Source organism: Proteus sp. G4415, from assembly GCF_963896075.1.
In the GTDB taxonomy this organism is placed as follows: domain Bacteria; phylum Pseudomonadota; class Gammaproteobacteria; order Enterobacterales; family Enterobacteriaceae; genus Proteus; species Proteus mirabilis.
Genome location: NZ_CAWQOK010000068.1, coordinates 1 through 18,985, shown reverse-complemented (window position 1 = coordinate 18,985; position 18,985 = coordinate 1). Strand labels below are relative to the sequence as shown.

The 18,985-nt window shown below is 38.6% G+C and carries 17 protein-coding genes; 4 read left to right on the top strand and 13 right to left on the bottom strand.

The window, feature by feature from the left end; all coding sequences use genetic code 11:
- Nucleotides 1–101: 101 nt before the first annotated feature.
- Nucleotides 102–1,313 carry a beta-ketoacyl-ACP synthase I gene (gene fabB / locus AACU95_RS08285; protein WP_004243743.1) on the bottom strand — a complete coding sequence of 404 codons (1,212 nt, stop codon included), beginning with the start codon at nt 1,311–1,313 and terminating at the stop codon, nt 102–104.
- Between the two features lie 204 nt (nt 1,314–1,517).
- Between fabB and mnmC the strand changes: the two genes are divergently transcribed.
- Nucleotides 1,518–3,557 carry a bifunctional tRNA (5-methylaminomethyl-2-thiouridine)(34)-methyltransferase MnmD/FAD-dependent 5-carboxymethylaminomethyl-2-thiouridine(34) oxidoreductase MnmC gene (gene mnmC, locus AACU95_RS08280; RefSeq protein WP_110144323.1) on the top strand — a complete coding sequence of 680 codons (2,040 nt, stop codon included), beginning with the start codon at nt 1,518–1,520 and terminating at the stop codon, nt 3,555–3,557.
- Nucleotides 3,558–3,647: 90 nt separating this feature from the next.
- Here the strand turns inward: mnmC and AACU95_RS08275 are convergent, their stop codons facing one another.
- From AACU95_RS08275 to prmB, 7 genes are all read right to left on the bottom strand, one after another.
- Entirely contained in the window at nt 3,648–4,196 is a 549-nt protein-coding gene (locus AACU95_RS08275; protein WP_004248403.1) for a GNAT family N-acetyltransferase, read from the bottom strand.
- A 101-nt stretch (nt 4,197–4,297) separates the two neighbouring features.
- On the bottom strand, nt 4,298–5,194 hold the full coding sequence (locus AACU95_RS08270; protein ID WP_004243747.1) for a hypothetical protein: 897 nt from the start codon (nt 5,192–5,194) through the stop codon (nt 4,298–4,300).
- A 321-nt stretch (nt 5,195–5,515) separates the two neighbouring features.
- A complete protein-coding gene (locus tag AACU95_RS08265; protein ID WP_004243748.1) occupies nt 5,516–5,788 on the bottom strand; it encodes a YfcL family protein in 273 nt (90 codons plus the stop codon).
- A 136-nt stretch (nt 5,789–5,924) separates the two neighbouring features.
- Nucleotides 5,925–6,479 carry an elongation factor P hydroxylase gene (locus AACU95_RS08260; protein WP_004243749.1) on the bottom strand — a complete coding sequence of 185 codons (555 nt, stop codon included), beginning with the start codon at nt 6,477–6,479 and terminating at the stop codon, nt 5,925–5,927.
- A 16-nt stretch (nt 6,480–6,495) separates the two neighbouring features.
- Nucleotides 6,496–7,296 carry a sulfite exporter TauE/SafE family protein gene (locus AACU95_RS08255; protein WP_004243750.1) on the bottom strand — a complete coding sequence of 267 codons (801 nt, stop codon included), beginning with the start codon at nt 7,294–7,296 and terminating at the stop codon, nt 6,496–6,498.
- A 171-nt stretch (nt 7,297–7,467) separates the two neighbouring features.
- Nucleotides 7,468–8,553: a chorismate synthase gene (aroC, locus tag AACU95_RS08250; RefSeq protein WP_049236635.1), complete on the bottom strand. Its 1,086-nt coding sequence runs from the start codon at nt 8,551–8,553 to the stop codon at nt 7,468–7,470.
- Between the two features lie 88 nt (nt 8,554–8,641).
- Entirely contained in the window at nt 8,642–9,520 is an 879-nt protein-coding gene (gene prmB, locus AACU95_RS08245) for a 50S ribosomal protein L3 N(5)-glutamine methyltransferase (protein WP_046334445.1), read from the bottom strand.
- A 448-nt stretch (nt 9,521–9,968) separates the two neighbouring features.
- On the opposite strand from prmB, the gene AACU95_RS08240 reads away from it, so the two are divergent.
- On the top strand, nt 9,969–10,523 hold the full coding sequence (locus AACU95_RS08240; RefSeq protein ID WP_004250672.1) for a Dps family protein: 555 nt from the start codon (nt 9,969–9,971) through the stop codon (nt 10,521–10,523).
- 152 nt (nt 10,524–10,675) lie between these two features.
- Nucleotides 10,676–11,218, top strand: coding sequence for an endonuclease SmrB (gene smrB / locus AACU95_RS08235; RefSeq protein WP_004243759.1), 543 nt, complete (start codon nt 10,676–10,678; stop codon nt 11,216–11,218).
- A gap of 42 nt (nt 11,219–11,260) precedes the next feature.
- On the opposite strand, the gene sixA is transcribed toward smrB, so the two are convergent.
- The 4 genes from sixA to AACU95_RS08215 form a co-directional block, all read right to left on the bottom strand.
- A complete protein-coding gene (sixA, locus tag AACU95_RS08230) occupies nt 11,261–11,746 on the bottom strand; it encodes a phosphohistidine phosphatase SixA (RefSeq protein ID WP_012368112.1) in 486 nt (161 codons plus the stop codon).
- A 433-nt stretch (nt 11,747–12,179) separates the two neighbouring features.
- Nucleotides 12,180–14,348: a fatty acid oxidation complex subunit alpha FadJ gene (gene fadJ / locus AACU95_RS08225; protein WP_141192112.1), complete on the bottom strand. Its 2,169-nt coding sequence runs from the start codon at nt 14,346–14,348 to the stop codon at nt 12,180–12,182.
- Nucleotides 14,348–15,652, bottom strand: a complete 1,305-nt coding sequence (gene fadI / locus AACU95_RS08220) for an acetyl-CoA C-acyltransferase FadI (protein ID WP_004243765.1) — start codon at nt 15,650–15,652, stop codon at nt 14,348–14,350. Before fadI ends, fadJ begins: the two co-directional genes overlap by 1 nt.
- A gap of 236 nt (nt 15,653–15,888) precedes the next feature.
- The gene (locus tag AACU95_RS08215) at nt 15,889–16,185 is read right to left on the bottom strand and encodes a YfcZ/YiiS family protein (protein WP_004243769.1); all 297 of its coding nucleotides are present in this window, start codon (nt 16,183–16,185) and stop codon (nt 15,889–15,891) included.
- 345 nt (nt 16,186–16,530) lie between these two features.
- Here AACU95_RS08215 and fadL point away from each other — a divergent pair, with 345 nt between their 5' ends.
- Nucleotides 16,531–17,892, top strand: coding sequence for a long-chain fatty acid transporter FadL (gene fadL / locus AACU95_RS08210; RefSeq protein WP_049203534.1), 1,362 nt, complete (start codon nt 16,531–16,533; stop codon nt 17,890–17,892).
- Between the two features lie 75 nt (nt 17,893–17,967).
- On the opposite strand, the gene mlaA is transcribed toward fadL, so the two are convergent.
- On the bottom strand, nt 17,968–18,711 hold the full coding sequence (gene mlaA / locus AACU95_RS08205; protein WP_004248410.1) for a phospholipid-binding lipoprotein MlaA: 744 nt from the start codon (nt 18,709–18,711) through the stop codon (nt 17,968–17,970).
- Nucleotides 18,712–18,985 lie beyond the last annotated feature (274 nt).

Sequence of the window (18,985 nt, the reverse complement as noted above, 5' to 3'; positions counted from 1 at the left end):
ATTTTGCAGAACAAATTTATTTATACAAAAAATAAAAAAGCAGTCACTTATTATAAGCAACTGCCTTTATCATTTATACAAGGAAAACTAAGTATAACTAACTATTTCTTATACTTACTCATCACAAGTGAAGCATTAGTGCCACCGAAACCAAAGCTATTTGACATCACTGTATCTAATTTTTGCTCTGTTGGTTTGGTAATGATATTCATACCATCCGCTTTATCATCAAGCTCTTCAATATTAATACTTGGTGCGATAAAACCATGCTCTAACATCAGTAGACTGTAAATGGCTTCATGAACACCTGCAGCCCCTAATGAGTGACCTGTCATTGCCTTAGTTGCAGAAATAGCCGGTGTTTTAGTTCCAAAAACTTCAGCAATCGCTTCAAGCTCTTTTAAATCACCCACAGGCGTTGATGTGCCATGAGTATTGATATAATCGACATGATCAATACCTTGCATTGCCATTTGCATACAACGTACGGCACCTTCTCCCGATGGAGCAACCATGTCAGCACCATCAGATGTTGCACCATAGCCGACAATTTCAGCGTAGATATGCGCACCACGTGCTAATGCGTGCTCTAATTCTTCAACAACCACAATACCGCCACCACCAGCGATAACGAAACCATCACGGTTTTTATCATAGGTACGAGAAGCTTTGGCTGGTGTATCATTATATTTTGTTGAAAGTGCCCCCATAGCATCAAACTCACAGGTCATCTCCCAACTTAGCTCTTCACCACCACCGGCGAAAACCACATCTTGTTTACCTAATTGAATTAATTCAACCGCATGACCAATACAGTGTGCTGATGTTGAGCAAGCTGAACTAATTGAATAGTTAACACCTTTAATTTTAAACGGTGTAGCTAAACAAGCTGATACACCAGACGCCATTGCACGAGTTACCATATAAGGACCTACACCGCGTAGACCTTTAGCTCTCATGCCGTCCGAACCTTGTACTTGGTTACGAGGAGAACCACCACCGGAGCCGACAACTAAACCAGAACGAATGTTAGAAACTTGATCTTCTGTTAGACCTGAATCTTCAATCGCTTGTTGCATAGATAAATAGGCATAAACCGATGCATCACTCATAAAACGGCGGATTTTACGGTCAATAAGACCTTCAGTATCAAGCTTAACATTACCCCAAATGTGGCTACGTAGCCCCATCTCTTTAAATTCTTCTGAGAAAGTTATCCCGGAACGGCCTTCTTTTAAAGAGTCCAGCACTTCTTGCTGGTTATTACCAATGCTCGAAACAATACCCAGACCCGTGATCACTGCGCGCTTCATTTATACCTCTTTACAATAATAGTTGTAGCTGCGGGATTTCTGAATAGCACTTTAGCGTACACTTGTACGCTGAACAAGTCCGATCAGGATCTTTTTTACAAAAATGCAGATAATATGAAAAATCTCTGCGTACTCAAAAGGTGGAAGATGCTTAAGAACAGCGTTAAGATAGCCCATTATTTTTGGTAAAATACAGGTAGTTCCGTGAATAACACTGCTATAAATACCGCCTCTTTAAGTTGGAATGAACTTGGTACTCCGATTTCAAAACAGTTTGATGATATCTATTTTTCCAACCAAGATGGTCTTGAAGAAACTCGACATGTATTCCTACATGGAAATCATTTTCCATCTCGTTTTGGTACACATGTACGCTCTGAGTGTGTTATAGCAGAAACCGGATTTGGCACAGGATTAAACTTTTTAACACTGTGGCAAGCCTTCGAGCAATTTCGTCATCACTCACCTGATGCGCCATTAAAGCGTTTACATTATGTCAGTTTTGAAAAATTTCCTCTGACTAAAGCTGATTTGCAAACAGCCCATAGCCATTGGCCAGAACTAGCACAATATTCAACAGCGCTTTGTGCACAGTGGCCTTTACCTATTGCCGGTTGTCATCGTCTTATTCTTGCTAATGGCGCGATAACGCTTGATTTATGGTTCGGTGATATCAATACATTACTGCCACAAACTCGCCAAGCTTTACATAATAAAGTTGATGCGTGGTTTCTTGACGGCTTTGCACCAAGTAAAAACCCACAAATGTGGAGTGAAACATTATTTCAAGCAATGGCAGACTCGATGCGTGAAAATGGCACTTTTGCCACCTTTACCGCAGCTGGGATAGTAAAACGAGGATTGCAACATGTTGGTTTTGAAATAAAGAAAATAAAAGGCTTTGGTCAAAAAAGAGAAATGTTAACAGGGGTATTTCCCCATCCTCCTGCCAATGCATTTGTTCCCTACTATGCCAGACCTTGTGCTACACAAACAAAAGATATCGCCATTATCGGTGGGGGGATCGCCAGTGCATTAACTGCGCTCGCCTGCTTAAAAAGAGGCGCCAAAGTCACGCTCTATTGTGAAGATACACATCCTGCGGCAAATGCCTCAGGCAATCGGCAAGGTGTGTTATATCCATTACTTAATGGTAAATCTGATGAGTTAGAACACTTTTTCACTAACGCTTTTTTATATGCCCGCCGTTATTATGATGAGTTAAACCATAAAGGCGTAAACTTTTCACATCAATGGTCTGGTGTTGCCCAAGTTATCTATAATGAAAAAGTACGCAAAAAAATAGCGCGAATAATCGAGCATTCCACACCTTTTTCTCAACTCGCTCATTATGTTCATCAAGATGAAATGAATTCACTTTGTGGATTAGCTATCAACCAAGATGGTCTTTTTTATCCTCAAGCAGGTTGGCTTTCTCCCACAGAGTTAACCACCAATGCATTAAAATACGCTCAACAACAAGGTCTCAAGCTACTCTTTGAACATCAAGTCACTCAATTAACCTCACAACAACAGCATTGGCAGTTAGAGGTGACTCACCAAGCAACAACGTATAAAACACAACATGATTGTGTTATTTTAGCTAATGGGCACCGTATTACTGATTTTATACAAAGTGAAAAACTGCCTATCAGTGCAGTAAGGGGTCAAGTTAGCCATATTTCAACGACACCTGATATCGCACAATTAAAAGCGGTGCTCTGCTATGATGGCTATTTTACGCCGGTTGATCCTCAAGATAATCTGCATTGTGTTGGGGCAAGCTTTCGTCGTGATCGACTAGATTTAAATGTTTCAATTGAAGAGCAACAAAATAATCAATGGCATCTCACACACTGTTTAGCACAATCACCTTGGGCACAGCAGGTAGATTTTAGTGATAACGATGCGCGTGTCGGGATCCGCTGTACAATAAGAGATCACCTTCCTTTATTAGGTGAAGTACCCGATTTTGAAAAATTAGTTGTCGCCTATACGCATTTAGATCGATTTAAGCGTAGAAAGCAAACACCTATTTTGGCGCCGAGTTATCATCAGCTTTATATTATTAGTGCATTAGGTTCACGTGGTTTATGCTCTGCACCTTTATCTGCGGAGATCTTAGCAAGCCAAATCTTTGATGAGCCATTTCCTGTAGAAGATAGTGTGTTAAATGCCTTACATCCTAATCGTTTCTGGGTAAGACCATTACTGCGCGGAAAAGCCATTGAATTAAAATCATAGGATCAGTCACTGAAATTACGGTTGATATTTAAGTAACTATTGTTAATGGGTTACTTAAATATCTTTATAGTATTTAAATTATTATAGTATTTAAATTTCACACTTCATCGCACAACGCATTTCTCTCGCAAATCCCCCATGCTCTACTTCATTATCTAAAATTTGTTGTAAAGAATAGGGTATTTGATGCTCAAGTAAGATATGGAAACCTAAACGCTGATAATAGGGAGCATTCCAAGGGACATCGCGGAAAGTCGTTAACGTTACCGCATTAAATTGCTGTAATTTAGCTTCATTTTTTACAGTCTGGATCAGCAATTTACCAATCCCTTTATTTTGCCAATCTTTACTTACCGATAATTCATGAATAAATACACTTTCAGGTAATTGTTGCGTCATGATAAAACCAACGGGATGATTGTCATGATTAACAGCAACCCAGTGAGCATGTTGATGGATAAATTGAATATGCGCCTCAACACTTTGTACACCACTTTCGCTGATCCAACTTAATTCTTTTATGCTGCTAAATAACTCTCCTGCCGATTGTTCAATCTTCGGTAGTTGGTTGGCATCAGCCAATTGAGTTGGCCGAATAGTGATCTCGTGAGTAGCGATTTTATTTGATGCGTTGGTCATAAATAATCTCTTTTATAACTTGCTATTTGCTTATTAAGAGTATCAATTACCTATAAAAAAACCATCCATAAGGATGGCTTTTTATCCGTTCTACCAAAAATTTAATCTCTAGGTAAGATCCCATAAGATTGATATTGGCTCGCTTGGTGAATAAAAGAATTATAGTATTTATTATCTTCAACAGAGTTTTTTACTGCTCTTTCACTATCGGCTTTTGATAACTTATTTATTGCTTCATGTAATGGTGTTTTAAGCTGTTTATGGATATTAGGATCATTACTTTCTTTAATTTGATCAAGCAATGCAACCCAATTTTCTGCCTCTGCTTGAATATCAGGATCAGTAAATTGTGGTTGAGGTAAACTGTAGTCTAACGCTAGATTAACAGTATCGTTATACTCATCTTGAGGGGAAAGCGGTTTTAGATCTTGACCATAATCAGTCATAATATATTGGATTAATTCAGGTTTATCAAAACATTTGGTTTTGATGTTCCCCATTTCGTTTTTATTATGGCTTTTAATTTCACTGGGGAAAGGTTCACCTAACGTATAAGTACATTTAAATACATTGCCATCAATCAAGGTAGCATTAGTGCTTTGTAATGGCATTTCTAACTGATAGCCATTAATAACCACTTTATATTCTGTTGGTTTAAAGCGATCCCCCTTACCTTGTACGGCATAGACTTCAGATAAACGGTAATACATAAAATTATCAGGATTTAAAATTCCACCATTGTTGTTTTCATACACCATAAAAGTGGATTTATTACCTGCACTATCTTGTAAACTATGTTCGCCCGGTGAGAGTGTTAAATAACCACTTTTACCCGGCTCAACCTGATATGTTTTATCATCAACAACAAAGCTCATGCTTTTTTCACTGGGATTACTGTAATAAAACTTATCTTTTTTATTATCTAAATCAAGTTGATCACAGGCAGATAAAACCAATACCGTGCTAGCAATAAGGCTTATTTTAAAGAAATTTTTCATCGTATTGTTATCCTTATCATAAATATTTTATGCAAATCATTTGCATCCCGAGAAACATTCCTAAAAAACATTTAAAAGTAATTTGGCAGAAATGGCAAGGAGTAACAAAAGATAGCACTATTATGCTTTAATCAATGAAAGAGACATCGACTTTGAAAAATCAAATAAAAACAATTGATAAATAGTAAGGAGAATTTTTGTATAAAATCCTTTCTTTTTCAAGCTCAACTGTCTTAAACAATGTTTTCGATGTGGTTAATCGTTAGCAATCAAAGAAAAACAACCGATAGTATCGGTTGTTCTCAATATAGGTTATTTATACTAATTAATCGAGTTAACTAAATCATGCCACGTCGATAAAACCAATATTTGATCAGGAGGAGAAAGCTCTCCTGCTTTGATAGCTTTTTGAATGCTCTCTTCTACACGGGATTTTAATGCTGATAATTGCGTATTGTTTTCTTGCTCAAGCTCCGCAATCGCTAAAGTGATGTGGCCTTGTAAATATCCACCAGCAAATAATTCATCATCCGTAGCATGTTCAACACGGCTATCAATTTTATCTAATAAGTACGTTTCATACTCAGAAAGCATTATTTATCCTCAATATATAATGTTGCTATCAGATTTAAGTCACTCAATGTTTCAATAGCAACCTTATTACCTCAGGCTTTATTGGTTTACTAAAACCTGCGCAGTGGATAGACGAGGATAGTTTATCTCGTCATCCTTAATTAACGAGGGGATTTTCCTGATAAGGAAATTGCTCCGGCGTTAACTCAGGTGTATTGTAAAACAAATGTAACGCATTAATAAATAGCTGTGCACGTGGCGGGATATTTTTATCGCGCAAATAAGCTAATACTTGCTCTCTCACCTTGTTTCTAAACTGGTAACGGTCTGGCTCAAAATCCCCGTCTAAATTATCGCAACTCACGTTAAATGGATAATTGGCTGCTTGGCAGAATAACCAGTCAAGAGCTTGAGGCTTGATTTCAACTCGTTCAAACTGCTCTTGAGTCACTTGATCTCGCCCATCAGGACAATACCAATAACCATAATCAACCTGCTGACGACGCGCATCCCCAGCAATACACCAATGCGATATTTCATGTAATGCACTCGCGTAAAATCCATGTGCGAAAATGATTTGGTGATAAGGTATCTCTTCACTCTTAGGCAAATAAATTGGCTCGTTATCACCTTTAACTAAACGTGTTTGGTAACTATCGCTAAAACATTGATTAAAAATATCAATTAACTGCTGATAATGATGTGCTGACATTTAAAAATTATCTTTCCTAATTAAAAAGTGCAGAAAACCAAAGTGCAATAGTATCACCATGATTGTCATGAATGAGTTTGATGCTCATCAAAAAGGAGATAATGACCAGCATTGGTCTAATTAATTTTTGTCCTTTGGTTAACACCAACCCTGCACCTAAGCGAGCACCAATAAACTGCCCGCATAACATAACTAAACCTATGGTCCAAATTACCTGTCCACCAAGAATAAAAAATAGCAAAGAGCCAAAATTAGAGGTGAAATTGAGTAATTTAGCATGTGCTGTCGCCTTTGAGAGATTATAACCAAGTAACATGACATAACCTAAAGCGAAAAAAGATCCCGTTCCAGGACCAAAAACACCATCATAAAAGCCAATACCACCGCCAATAATAACCCCGAAAGTATAATAGCCAAGACGTTGCTTACTATCCTTAGCCCCGATAGATGGTGTTAATAAAAAATAGAGACCGATTGCGATAGTAAGAACAGGTAGCGCTTGTTTTAGTAATTCAGGATTAATAAATTGTACTAACATCGCACCAGAAACAGCACCAATAAAAGTCATAAAAATGGCAAAGCGCTGTGCTTTTAAATCAATGACGCGACGACGAATAAAATAGAGTGTGGCTGAAAAAGAACCGCCCACTGATTGAAGCTTATTTGTTGCCAACGCTTGTACGGGTGATATTCCCGCAGAGAGCAAGGCAGGAATAGTGATCAAGCCACCACCGCCAGCAATAGAGTCAATAAAGCCTGCTAATACAGCAACAAAAAAGAGTAGAAGGTAGATGCCATCTGAAAATAGCCAATCCATTTATCTATCCGAATATCAGAAATGAGGGGGCGTGTGTTACTGCTTTATTTGATTATTTTAAATAAAAACAGTAACACTATCTGAGCATAGAATAATAAGGCGCTCACACCTTTAAAAACTCATAGCAAACTTACTACAGATTATTCGCTGTATTATTGATGTAAGCTAAGATCACCATTGCATTAATGGAGGAATAACATCACCACATTGACCCCGTTGACGCAATGCATGATCAAGTAACACAATAGCCATCATAGCTTCTGCAATAGGAACAGCTCGGATACCGACACACGGATCATGTCGCCCTTTGGTGATCATATCGACTTCTTCACCTTGTCGATTAAGTGTCTTACCAGCAATAGTAATACTTGAAGTTGGCTTTAAAGCAATGTGTGCAATAATAGGTTGACCACTACTAATGCCACCTAATACGCCCCCCGCGTGATTACTGCTAAAACCTTCTTTGGTAATTTCATCGCGGTTTTCAGTCCCTTTTAAGGTCACCACATCAAAACCATCTCCGATTTCAACGCCTTTTACTGCGTTGATGCTCATTAACGCATGAGCCAAATCGGCATCAAGTCTATCAAAAACGGGTTCGCCTAATCCTGCAGGTACACCTTCTGCAATCACGGTAACTTTGGCACCTATAGAATTACCCTCTTTTTTTAGCGCTCGCATATATTCATCAAGGGCATCTAGGCGAGAAGGATCTGGGCAAAAGAATGGGTTGGTTTCTACAATTGACCAATCAACTAACTCACAACTAATTGGCCCTAATTGAGATAAGTAACCTTTTACTTCAATACCAAATTTTTGTTTAAGGTATTTTTTGGCAATAGCACCCGCTGCGACACGCATGGCGGTTTCTCGAGCAGAAGAGCGTCCCCCGCCACGATAATCACGTAAACCATATTTCTGTTCATAGGTGTAGTCTGCATGCCCTGGGCGGAATACATCTTTAATTTCGCTATAATCTTGAGAGCGCTGATCCGTATTTTCTATTAATAATCCAATACTGGTTCCCGTTGTTACACCATTAAAAACACCCGATAAAATACGCACTTGATCAGGCTCTCTACGTTGTGTGGTATAACGTGAAGTTCCCGGTTTACGTCTATCTAAATCAACTTGTAGATCCGCTTGCGTTAAAGGTAGTCCGGGAGGAACACCATCCACAATGCAACCTAACGCTGTGCCATGAGACTCACCAAAAGTGGTTACTCTAAATAATTGCCCGATACTGTTTCCCGCCATCCCTCAATTCCTATCTTATGACTGACTGTGTGATGTTATTAATATGTTATTTGCAACCATAACAATCTACCGTTTCATCACATTGACATCAACGTTTATCGCTAGCAAAGCTATCTGAAAATTCGACAAGTTGCTCACGCGTTAACATAAAGACACCAATGCCTCCCTTTTCAAACTCAAGCCAAGTAAAAGGAACTTCAGGAAATTGTTCGATAAGATGCACCATGCTATTACCGACTTCACAGACAAGAATGCCTTTTTCGCTTAAATAATCAGGTGCTTTTAGTAAAATTTGTCTGGTGATATCTAAGCCATCCACACCAGAAGCCAATGCAAGTTCGGGTTCAATATGGTATTCATCAGGCAAGTCACCCATATCTTCAGCATCAACGTAAGGTGGATTCGTCACGATAATATCGTATGGTGTAGGAACAATTGCCTCAAAGAGATCAGATTGCATTGGATAAACACGATGAATTAAACCATGATTTTCAATATTAAACTCGGCAACTTCTAACGCATCAGCTGAAATATCGACTGCATCGACTTCTGCTTCTTGAAATTCATGGGCGCAAGCAATAGCAATACATCCACTGCCAGTACATAAATCAAGGATACGGGTTGGCTCTTGCCCAATCAGTCCAGCAAAATGGTTATTAATCAATTCACCAATGGGAGAACGAGGGATCAAAACACGTTCATCAACATAAAATTCATGTCCACAAAACCACGCTCGATGCGTTAAATAAGGCACAGGAATTTTTTGTTCAATACGAACCTCAATAAGTTGAATGATTTCCATTTTTTCAGAGGTTGTAAGTTTGGTTGATAAAAGAGCATCAGGAATATCTAAAGGAAGAGCCAGTGTAGGTAGAACAAGCTGTAACGCTTCATCCCATGCGTTATCCGTACCATGACCATAATAAATATCTGATGAATTAAACTGACTCATAGCCCAACGTAACATATCTAAGATCGTGCTTAAATCAGCTACGGCTTCTTCTTTTGCTGTGATATCCAAAACTGTTGTCCTCTGACGGATCTGACGAAATAGAAAGTCTGTAGTTTGCCATGAAGATCGTGATAAATCAGCGTTAGATAATAAAAAAAGACAATATTATTAAATTCATCTCGTTTTATCTTTATGACGAAACAAATTTAATATTAGCCAGATAAACCAAATAAATCACACAAAAACCATACAATCAACTAACAACAGATAAAAAACCAGAACAAATAATTATATTTATCACTTTAACTAGTAATTATAAGAAATCGATCCATACTTATTTACATGTGATTTATTATTGAACTGAACAGTCAGTAATATCAATAACATCTTGTTCTGCAATTGGTTGTTCTGTTTACGATGTTGTTCTCTCAATAATACTTTTTCGATTTATTAGGAGATGAAAATGAGCAGTAAAAAACTAACCCCTGCTGAAGTTAATGATGCACATAAACTCCAAACCCGTCCTCTATCTACCCCTACAGATTTAGCACCTAAAGCAACAAAAGAAGTTAGTGCAGCGATGAATGCTATTCTTGCGGATGTGTTTGCTTTATATCTAAAAACAAAGAACTTCCACTGGCATGTGAGCGGTCCTCATTTTCGTGACTATCATCTAATGTTAGATGAACAAGGTGATCAGCTCTTTGCCATGACAGATCCTATTGCCGAGCGTGTACGTAAAATTGGTGGCATGACATTACGCTCTATAGGCCAGATCTCAAAAATGCAACGTATTAAAGATAATGATGCTGAATTTGTTGAACCTTTAGATATGTTAGCTGAGCTATGTCAAGATAATCAATTACTTGCAGCAGAACTGAGAAAAGCACATGTTGTCTGTGATGAAAATAACGATATTTCTACCGCAAGCTTAATTGAAAATTGGATCGATGAAACAGAGCGTCGTACTTGGTTCTTATTTGAAGCTTGTCGACGTGCAGAAACATCAGGGCACTAATTAATCTATTTGCTAGCTATGTGACTATTTTGGCAGGGATCCCCCCTGCCTTTTTTGTTTCATCTATTTAACAATAGTTTTTTATCTCCCCTTATATTTAAGGTACTATTATTTATAGATATAGATGATAGCAATGATGAAGAACGCTAAAAATGAACAAAAAATTCATATTACCTCCTTCAGAAATAGAATTATTTCAGGAGATGATAAAAGGCACCAAAAAGCTCCCACAAGATAAAATACGCCACCAAACACCGCGAAAAAAAGTGACTCATTATCCAACAGAGCGATTACAGCAAGAGCAAATAGATGCTTCTTACTATTTCTCCGATGAGTTTCAACCCAACTTGGCAACAGAAGGCCCGATGCGTTATTTAAGAGAAGGGGCAAATGCGTACGAGCTAAAAAAATTGCGTCGTGGTGATTATGTACCAGAGTTTTTTTTAGATTTACATGGATTAACACAATTAATCGCCAAACAAGAAATTGGTGCCTTAATCGCGGCCTGTAGAAGAGAGCATGTGTATTGTGCCTGTATTATGCATGGGCATGGTAAACATATTTTAAAACAGCAAACCCCTCTTTGGTTAGCTCAACACCCTGATATTATTGCTTTTCATCAAGCACCAAAAGAGTGGGGAGGTGATGCTGCACTATTGCTGTTAGTCGAAAATGATGATATTGCGCGTCGTTAACATCACCGAATAAATCCGAACAATATAAATAACATATAGACTTTATTCGGTAATTTGTTTTAAGTTTGCTGGGGAGACTTGCCACAGCAATTTCCCCGAGCCTATTGATAAATCAAAATCAACACAAGCAATCGTTGAGGTTGAAAACATCGGTGCACTCACTGTTGGACAAAGCTCTGCCACGACATACCCTACTAAAGGTAGATGTGATATAACTAGAATATTGTGATACCCCACTTCCCCTAATGCCCTTAAATAATGAGCAATATGATCAGGATTGCCCCCAGGAATAAGCCCTTCATCGGTTTCTATCTTAGCGGGTAATACTAAGCCTTGTTGCACAACATTCAGTGTTTGTTGTGCCCGCAAATAAGGACTAACTAAAACATAATCGATACTATGATCTTGCTGTGTCATCCAATTCGCCATGGTTAATGATTCATATTCACCACGCTCTGTTAAAGATCGTAGTGCATCACTGGGCGCATCAAAAGTAGCCTCACCGTGGCGCATAATAAAAATTTGCATAATCAATATAAACCTATTTTGTTGTTATCATTTCTAAGGGTATCAATACATAAAGCAAGTAAGAATAACAAATATCTAGTCTTAACCAAAAGCCCCAAACAAATAATACGCTATTTTATCCAGTAAATTTGCTCTATTTGGTATATTTTAACACCAAAAAATTATATTTAATCTCTTATTAAAACAAACTGTCTTTAGAATATACCATTGGCGTTTATTGTCCCCCAAAAACACTTTTCACTCAGCTATCATTAACATTTATAAGCCGATTTTTGATTAATAATAACACCTTGTTTAATCAGCGCTTAATTTAGCGAAAAACGCCGTAACCCCTCGCCCAATGAGTGAACTGCATCTCAATTATATAGGTACAAAAAAAGGCGCATAAGCGCCTTAATCATCCTTTCTACTCATTGCATTATAGAATAGATAGTTAGCTATAGAATCGTTCATTTAACTCGGCCATTGCTGCTAATCGCTCACATGGCTGGAACTTTTCACCGTATTTTTCAGTTAATTGATTAAGCTTATCGACTATTTTTGTTGTTCCCATACTATCTATATACCGGAATGGTCCACCAAAGAAGGGAGGAAAACCAATACCGAAAACAGCACCAATATCACCATCCCTAGGTTGTTGAATAATGTTTTCATCTAAACAACGAACAGCTTCATTAAGCATAAGCAATAAACAACGTTCGGTTATTTCTGAAGCCGATAACTGATTTTTAGGTTTAACCTGTAATAAGCGATAAATCATCGGATCTGCACGCTTTTTATTTTTTCCTAAAGAGAAAGGTAAGGCATGCTGATTATAGAGATAAAAACCACGACCGTTTTTACGCCCTTTTCTGTCATCCGCAATAATCGCATCCACCGCAGGAGGAGATACAAAACGCTCACCAAACTCATTGACTAAAATAGGCGTTATTTTAGTACCAATATCAATTCCCACTTCATCTAAAAGTTGAATGGGGCCGACTGGAAAGCCAAATTGAACTAATGCTTTGTCAATATTCTCTATCGTTTCCCCTTCAACCAAACAGGTTAAGGCTTCACTAATATAAGGGGCGAGAATTCGATTGACATAAAAACCGGGTTTATCTCCTACCACAATGGCAACTTTGCCTTGTTTTTTAGCAAAAGCAACGGTTGTGGCGATTGTCTTAGCATCCGTTTTTTCATGAGGGATCACTTCAACTAAGGGCATTTTTTCAACGGGACTAAAATAGTGCAGCCCAATTATTTTTTCTGGATATTGTGCTTTTTCAGCAATTTTATGGATAGGAAGAGAAGAAGTATTTGAAGCAAAGATGATCTTGCCTTCACCTAAGGCTTCAATATCAGCCACCATTTTTTGCTTTAAAGCCAAATCTTCAAAAACAGCTTCGACAATAAGGTCAGTTTGATGGAAACCGCTATAATCCAATGTCCCTGATAATAACCCCATTTGTCGTTGGCGTTCACGAGCAGAGAGCCGTTTTTTCTTGACCTTAGTTGATAACGCTTTCCAACTATAGTTAAGTGCCTGCGCAATACCTTTATCACTAATATCTTTAATTCTAACGGGTAAATTACCTTTTGTTGCTGTCACAAAAGCAATACCGCCCCCCATTAACCCCCCACCTAAAATACCTATATGGTGTAAGTTATCTGGCTTTGCAGATGATCCTGTTTCATTTTTCAATGCTGTTGAGGCAAAAAAGAGATGCCGTAATGCAGATGAAACCGGGGTCATGGCCAATTCACCAAACGCATTAGCTTCTTCTTTAAAACCTGTTTGAATATCTTTCTCTAAGCCTCGTTCAATAACGTGAAGAATACGCTCTGCCGCTGGGTAATGACCTTTGGTTTTAGCTAAAGTGCGCTTTTTAGCTTGATCAAAGAGGATATTTCTTCCTAATGTGGTATTTGCCCAAAAACGCTCCATAATAGTCTGTTTTTTAGCAGCTTTTTTAGCTGTTAAAATCCATTGGGCTGCAACATCTAATAAAATAGCTTGTGGTACAACGTCATCAACTAAGCCAAGCTTGAAAGCCCGTTTGGCATTAATTTGTCGTCCAGTTAAGATCATATCTAAAGCGATCGTAACCCCTATTAAACGTGGTAATCTTTGGGTTCCCCCCGAACCTGGTAGTAATCCTAATTGAACTTCCGGAAGGCCTAAACGTGTTTTACTGTTATCGGAGCAAATTCGCCCATGGCAGGCTAATGCTAGTTCTAATCCCCCACCTAAACAGGCGCCATTGATGGCTGCGACGACAGGCAAAGGATAATTTTCTAATTGAGTAAAAAGATCTTGTCCTGCTTTTGCTAATGCGGTGGCCTCTTCTTTGGTTTTGCAATCTGCAATCATTGATATATCAGCACCAGCAATAAAATTATCAGGTTTACCTGAGGTGATAATTAATCCTTTTACACCTGAATGTTGCTGAGCCTGTTTTAATACATTTTGAAACTGTTCAACAAAAGCAGCTTTCAGTGTATTGACCTTTTCATCTACAACATTAATGGTGATAATTCCGACCTTATCGGGACGCACTGAAAACTGGAATACCGGTGATTTCTCTGATGAGGTTTGTATCCTTTGTTGAGTCGCCATTATTCCACCTCCAAAATCATCGCTGCACCCAATCCGCCCGCAGCACAAGCTGTTGTTAAACCAAAGCCACCACCTCGGCGTTTCAGTTCATGTAATGTTTGAGTCACCATTCTCGCCCCTGTTGCAGCAAAGGGGTGTCCATAAGCAATAGAGCCACCAAGAACATTGAATTTATCCATATCAACTTCGCCTATTGCTTTTGACAGTCCAAGTTGCTCTTGAGCAAATTTATCACTTGCAAATAAGGTTAAGTTACTCAACGTTTGAGCCGCAAAAGCTTCATGCATATCTATTAGTGTTAAATCACTCAAAGTAAGACCGGCTCTTGATAGTGCTAACGGAGTCGCATAAGAAGGCCCCAGTAACATATCTTTCCAGACATCAATGGCGGTAAAAGCATAGCTACGCAGATAACCTAAAGGTTGATAGCCTAAACTTTTGGCAACAGACTCTTTCATCATTAGCACAGCAGCAGCACCATCCGTAAGAGGCGTACTATTAGCCGCTGTCACACTACCGTGGCGCCTATCAAAGGCGGGCTTCAATTTTGCGTAAGAATCAAGTACAGAATTTTTGCGGATATTATTATCTTGATGAAAACCTGATTTATAGGGTGGGAAAAATGCCGTCATAACTTCGTCATTTAATTTTCCCATTTCCCACGCTTTGGCAGCTAATTGATGAGAGCGATGCGCTAATTCATCTTGCGCAACTCTTGAAATATGATAAGTCTTAGCCATCTGCTCAGCAGTATCCCCCATACGTAAACCTGTTGAATACTCAGCCACTGCGGGTGCAACGGGTAGCAGATCACCAAAGCGTAGTTGACTTAAATAACTAAGCCGTTGCCCTAATGTTTTCGCTTTACTTAAACTGAGTAAAACATCGGCTAATTTTTTACTCACGCCAATCGGTAATACAGAAGATGAATCTGCGCCACCAGCAATACCCACTGAAACATGACCTGCCAACATACTTTCAGCCACATTAGCAATAGCCTGAAAACTCGTTGCACAAGCACGGGTTACACTATAAGCATCTGTTTTTACACTTAGCCCTGCGCCAAGTACAATTTCGCGGGCAATATTCGGTGCGGCAGGCATTTGTACTACTTGACCAAACACCAGTTGATCAATAATTTCAGGAGGAATTTCATTACGGATCACTAATTCTTGTACAACCGAGCGCCCCAGCTCAACCGCAGGGATCCCCCGATAAGCGGTTGCTTGTTTAGCAAATGGGAGACGCAATCCACTGACAATCGCAACACGATCTTTTATGGTACTGCTCGCTGATGACTTCATAACGACTCCTGACAAAATGAATTCCTAACACCAAAGAGGTCTGACCTGATTAATAGAGTTAACAAAATTTTCACTTATCAGAAACATCATTTTATAAGAAGTGGGAGTTAGCGCTCATTATTTCATTCAATTAGCTGTAACTCGAAGAAAACAATAAAAGGAAGGAATAAATAATGATAAAAAATAAAAAAGGCTACTGAATTTCAATAGCCTTGAAGAAGTTTAATTTCAAAGGATTAACGTAATCCTAATTGGAAGATCAGATTTTCTGCTTCACAAGAGAAAGTAAAATCAGCGGTTAATTGAACGCCACCTTCAACATCAGCAAATTGATGTTTAATTTGGCAAGGTTCAGATGCAGTGGCATTAGCTTTAGCTGTTAGCTCATTTAACATCGCTTCAGCTTGAGCCTTATCGGCAAAAACGTGCTGATAAGATGCGGTACAATTTTTGTTGTCGATAATAGTACCAACATCAACACAACAACAAGCAGCTGTTTCTTCTGCATTACAACGATTAATTGCGTCTGCCATTTTAGTCTCCCAACAAAAGAAGTGTTAATTATCTATCATAATAGCAAAAAAATAAAATAACCTGCGTTAGCTCAAATTAACCTACAATTTTACAAAAAAAATTGATTTTACTGTTTGTTTAATAAACAAAACCATCTTTATTGGCATTTAATGTAAAATTAATGTTAACTAAATCCCAAATTTTAAATCAAATTGGAAATATATATAAAACAAACTTGCAACATTACCACTATTCATCTTTATACTTAAGCAACTGGTCTGATTTGTCATAACGACAACCGCACCTAAAATCCAGCGCTTCTAATCAGAAGTTACTTATTTAAAAAAATTATGAGGGTTTAGGTCATGAACCGTAAAAACCTGTTTACTCGCACAGCTCTCGCTGCCATTGTAGGAACACTTTCCTCTTATGCAAGCGCTGCCGGTTTTCAGTTAAATGAATATTCAACTTCAGCACTAGGTCGTGCTTTTTCAGGAGAAGGCGTTATTGCAGATGATGCGAGTGTAGGTAGTCGAAACCCTGCCGCATTGACCATGTTTGATCGTCCTGAGTTTTCCGTTGGTGCTATCCATATTAATCCCAGTGTTGATATTAAAGGTAAATCTCCACTCTCTGGCGCCAGCACTAATGCCGGCGATATCGCCCCAAGTGCTTTAGTCCCCAATATTCACTTTGTTGCGCCTATCAACGATAAATGGGCAATTGGTGCATCAGGTACTACTAACTTTGGTTTAGCTACCGACTTTAAAAAAGATTACCCAGCAGGTTTAATTGGCGGAAAAACTGATTTAAAAACCATGAACTTAAATTTAAGTGCAGGTTATCGAGTTAATAAACAATTTAGTGTCGGTTTAGGCTTAAATGCGCTCTATGCTGATGCTGAAATTACCCGCCATGTAGGTGAAGCCGGTAAGCTATTGGGTGGTACCTTATCTCAACATCCAGATCCTAACTATCAGGGATTAGGCCGTTATTTATCAAGCTTATCGCCAAGTGATCGTTTTGCACAATTAAAAGGGGATGCTTGGGGCTTTGGCTGGAACGCCGGTTTATTATATGAGTTTGATGAAGATAACCGTATCAGCTTCACTTATCGCTCTAAAGTAAAAGTGAAATTTAAAGATGGTGATTATCAAAGTGATATCCGCTCATTACCCGCACTAGAAGGTATGGGAGTGATTGGTACTAATGGAGACACCATCAAAGGTAAATTAGACCTTAACCTACCGGAGATTTGGGAATTTGCCGCTTACCACCGTGTCGCCCCTAAATGGGCTGTCCATTATAATTTAGCTTATACCAGTTGGAGTGAGTTTAAAGAGTTAAGAGCAACACGTAAAAGTGATGGTCAACAACTCTTCAACAAAGAAGAAGGCTTCCGTGATGCATGGCGTATTGCATTAGGAACCACTTATTACCATGATGATAATTGGACATTCCGCACCGGTATTGCCTTTGATGATAGTCCTGTTCCTGCGGATAAACGCTCTATCTCGATCCCTGACCAAGATCGCTTCTGGTTAAGTGCAGGGGCAACCTACGCATTTAATAAAGATATGTCTGTGGATGTTGGTTTAGCCTATATGCACGGTAAGAAAGTGACGATTAAAGAGAAGCTATCTGAAAGCTTACCATTGCCGGCTTATGAATTTGAATCATCAGGTAAAGCATGGTTATACGGTATGAACTTTAACTATCGCTTCTAAGCTGATTTGCTACTTTAAATACAAAAAATGGTCTTAAAAAAGACCATTTTTTATTTAAACAACCAGATAAACAGATTAATCGATAGAATCTAAATCATCTTCAATCGCTTTTGCGTTTGGATTTTCACCTGTTTTCCCGCCATTAGCATCGAAATCATTTTTTTGGAAATAGGCTTCACGCATCATTAAATATGGATCAGATGAGTTTTGTAAAATTGCATCTGAATCTAATAATTGAGCTCGCGTTTCAATACCTTCAAGGGCCCATTTACCCGCAGACATCCAGAAAGTGAGGTAACTCAGTACTGGATAGGTGGCATCAGCCCAATCGCCCCCCTCTTCTCGCACTGTAAAGCTGCCATAGCCCGGTAATACCACATAAGGGCCATATCCCACACCATAATGCCCTAACGTACTACCAAACCTTACAGGAACTTCTTTTTCCATTGATTCTCTAGACATTCCTGCAACATCGATTAAACCACCAATACCAAATACGGTATTGATCCAAAAACGTCCGAAATGCTTAGCCCCTTTTTCAAAATCTCCACGTAAGATGCTATTTAGCATACTTGCTGGCTCTTCAAGGTTACCTAAGAAATTCGATAGTCCATTACGTGCTGGTGGTGGAACATAATCACGCCATACTACGGCTACAGGTCGTAATACGTAAGGATCTAAAACATAATAGTTAAAATTAAACATCTGGCGGTTAAACCCTTCCAAGGGATCAGAACGACTGTCACCATTGTTAGGTGTGCTTGCACATCCTGAAAGTAAAGCTACTAAAAGAGCAACACCGCACAGGCGATACTTCATAATGTTCTCCGCTAACTGTCCTATGATAATCAGAGCATAGGTCACTATTCATCATCTTTACATATAATACTGTCAATAGGCGATAAGTGATACTGTTATTCGTTTTTAATCTTATAAGAACATTCGGGATTTATTTTTATCCAATAGAGCTAACTATGCCCGATTAACAAAAATATTTTAGATTGTTTTTTATGCAAAACACCTATAGTTACATAGTTCAAAAAGAAGTAATTCACAATAATCAAGCTAAGAATTTTCTCACCTTAAAGTATCT

Coding starts and splice junctions, on each gene's coding strand:
- AACU95_RS08275 (WP_004248403.1), bottom strand. CDS start 4,196: ATGACCAACGCATCAAATAAAATCGCTACTCACGAGATCACTATTCGG.
- fadI (WP_004243765.1), bottom strand. CDS start 15,652: ATGAAGTCATCAGCGAGCAGTACCATAAAAGATCGTGTTGCGATTGTC.
- AACU95_RS08270 (WP_004243747.1), bottom strand. CDS start 5,194: ATGAAAAATTTCTTTAAAATAAGCCTTATTGCTAGCACGGTATTGGTT.
- mlaA (WP_004248410.1), bottom strand. CDS start 18,711: ATGAAGTATCGCCTGTGCGGTGTTGCTCTTTTAGTAGCTTTACTTTCA.
- prmB (WP_046334445.1), bottom strand. CDS start 9,520: ATGTTACGTTGGGCTATGAGTCAGTTTAATTCATCAGATATTTATTAT.
- AACU95_RS08260 (WP_004243749.1), bottom strand. CDS start 6,479: ATGTCAGCACATCATTATCAGCAGTTAATTGATATTTTTAATCAATGT.
- sixA (WP_012368112.1), bottom strand. CDS start 11,746: ATGCAAATTTTTATTATGCGCCACGGTGAGGCTACTTTTGATGCGCCC.
- AACU95_RS08255 (WP_004243750.1), bottom strand. CDS start 7,296: ATGGATTGGCTATTTTCAGATGGCATCTACCTTCTACTCTTTTTTGTT.
- fabB (WP_004243743.1), bottom strand. CDS start 1,313: ATGAAGCGCGCAGTGATCACGGGTCTGGGTATTGTTTCGAGCATTGGT.
- fadL (WP_049203534.1), top strand. CDS start 16,531: ATGAACCGTAAAAACCTGTTTACTCGCACAGCTCTCGCTGCCATTGTA.
- smrB (WP_004243759.1), top strand. CDS start 10,676: ATGAACAAAAAATTCATATTACCTCCTTCAGAAATAGAATTATTTCAG.
- aroC (WP_049236635.1), bottom strand. CDS start 8,553: ATGGCGGGAAACAGTATCGGGCAATTATTTAGAGTAACCACTTTTGGT.
- AACU95_RS08215 (WP_004243769.1), bottom strand. CDS start 16,185: ATGGCAGACGCAATTAATCGTTGTAATGCAGAAGAAACAGCTGCTTGT.
- AACU95_RS08265 (WP_004243748.1), bottom strand. CDS start 5,788: ATGCTTTCTGAGTATGAAACGTACTTATTAGATAAAATTGATAGCCGT.
- fadJ (WP_141192112.1), bottom strand. CDS start 14,348: ATGGCGACTCAACAAAGGATACAAACCTCATCAGAGAAATCACCGGTA.
- AACU95_RS08240 (WP_004250672.1), top strand. CDS start 9,969: ATGAGCAGTAAAAAACTAACCCCTGCTGAAGTTAATGATGCACATAAA.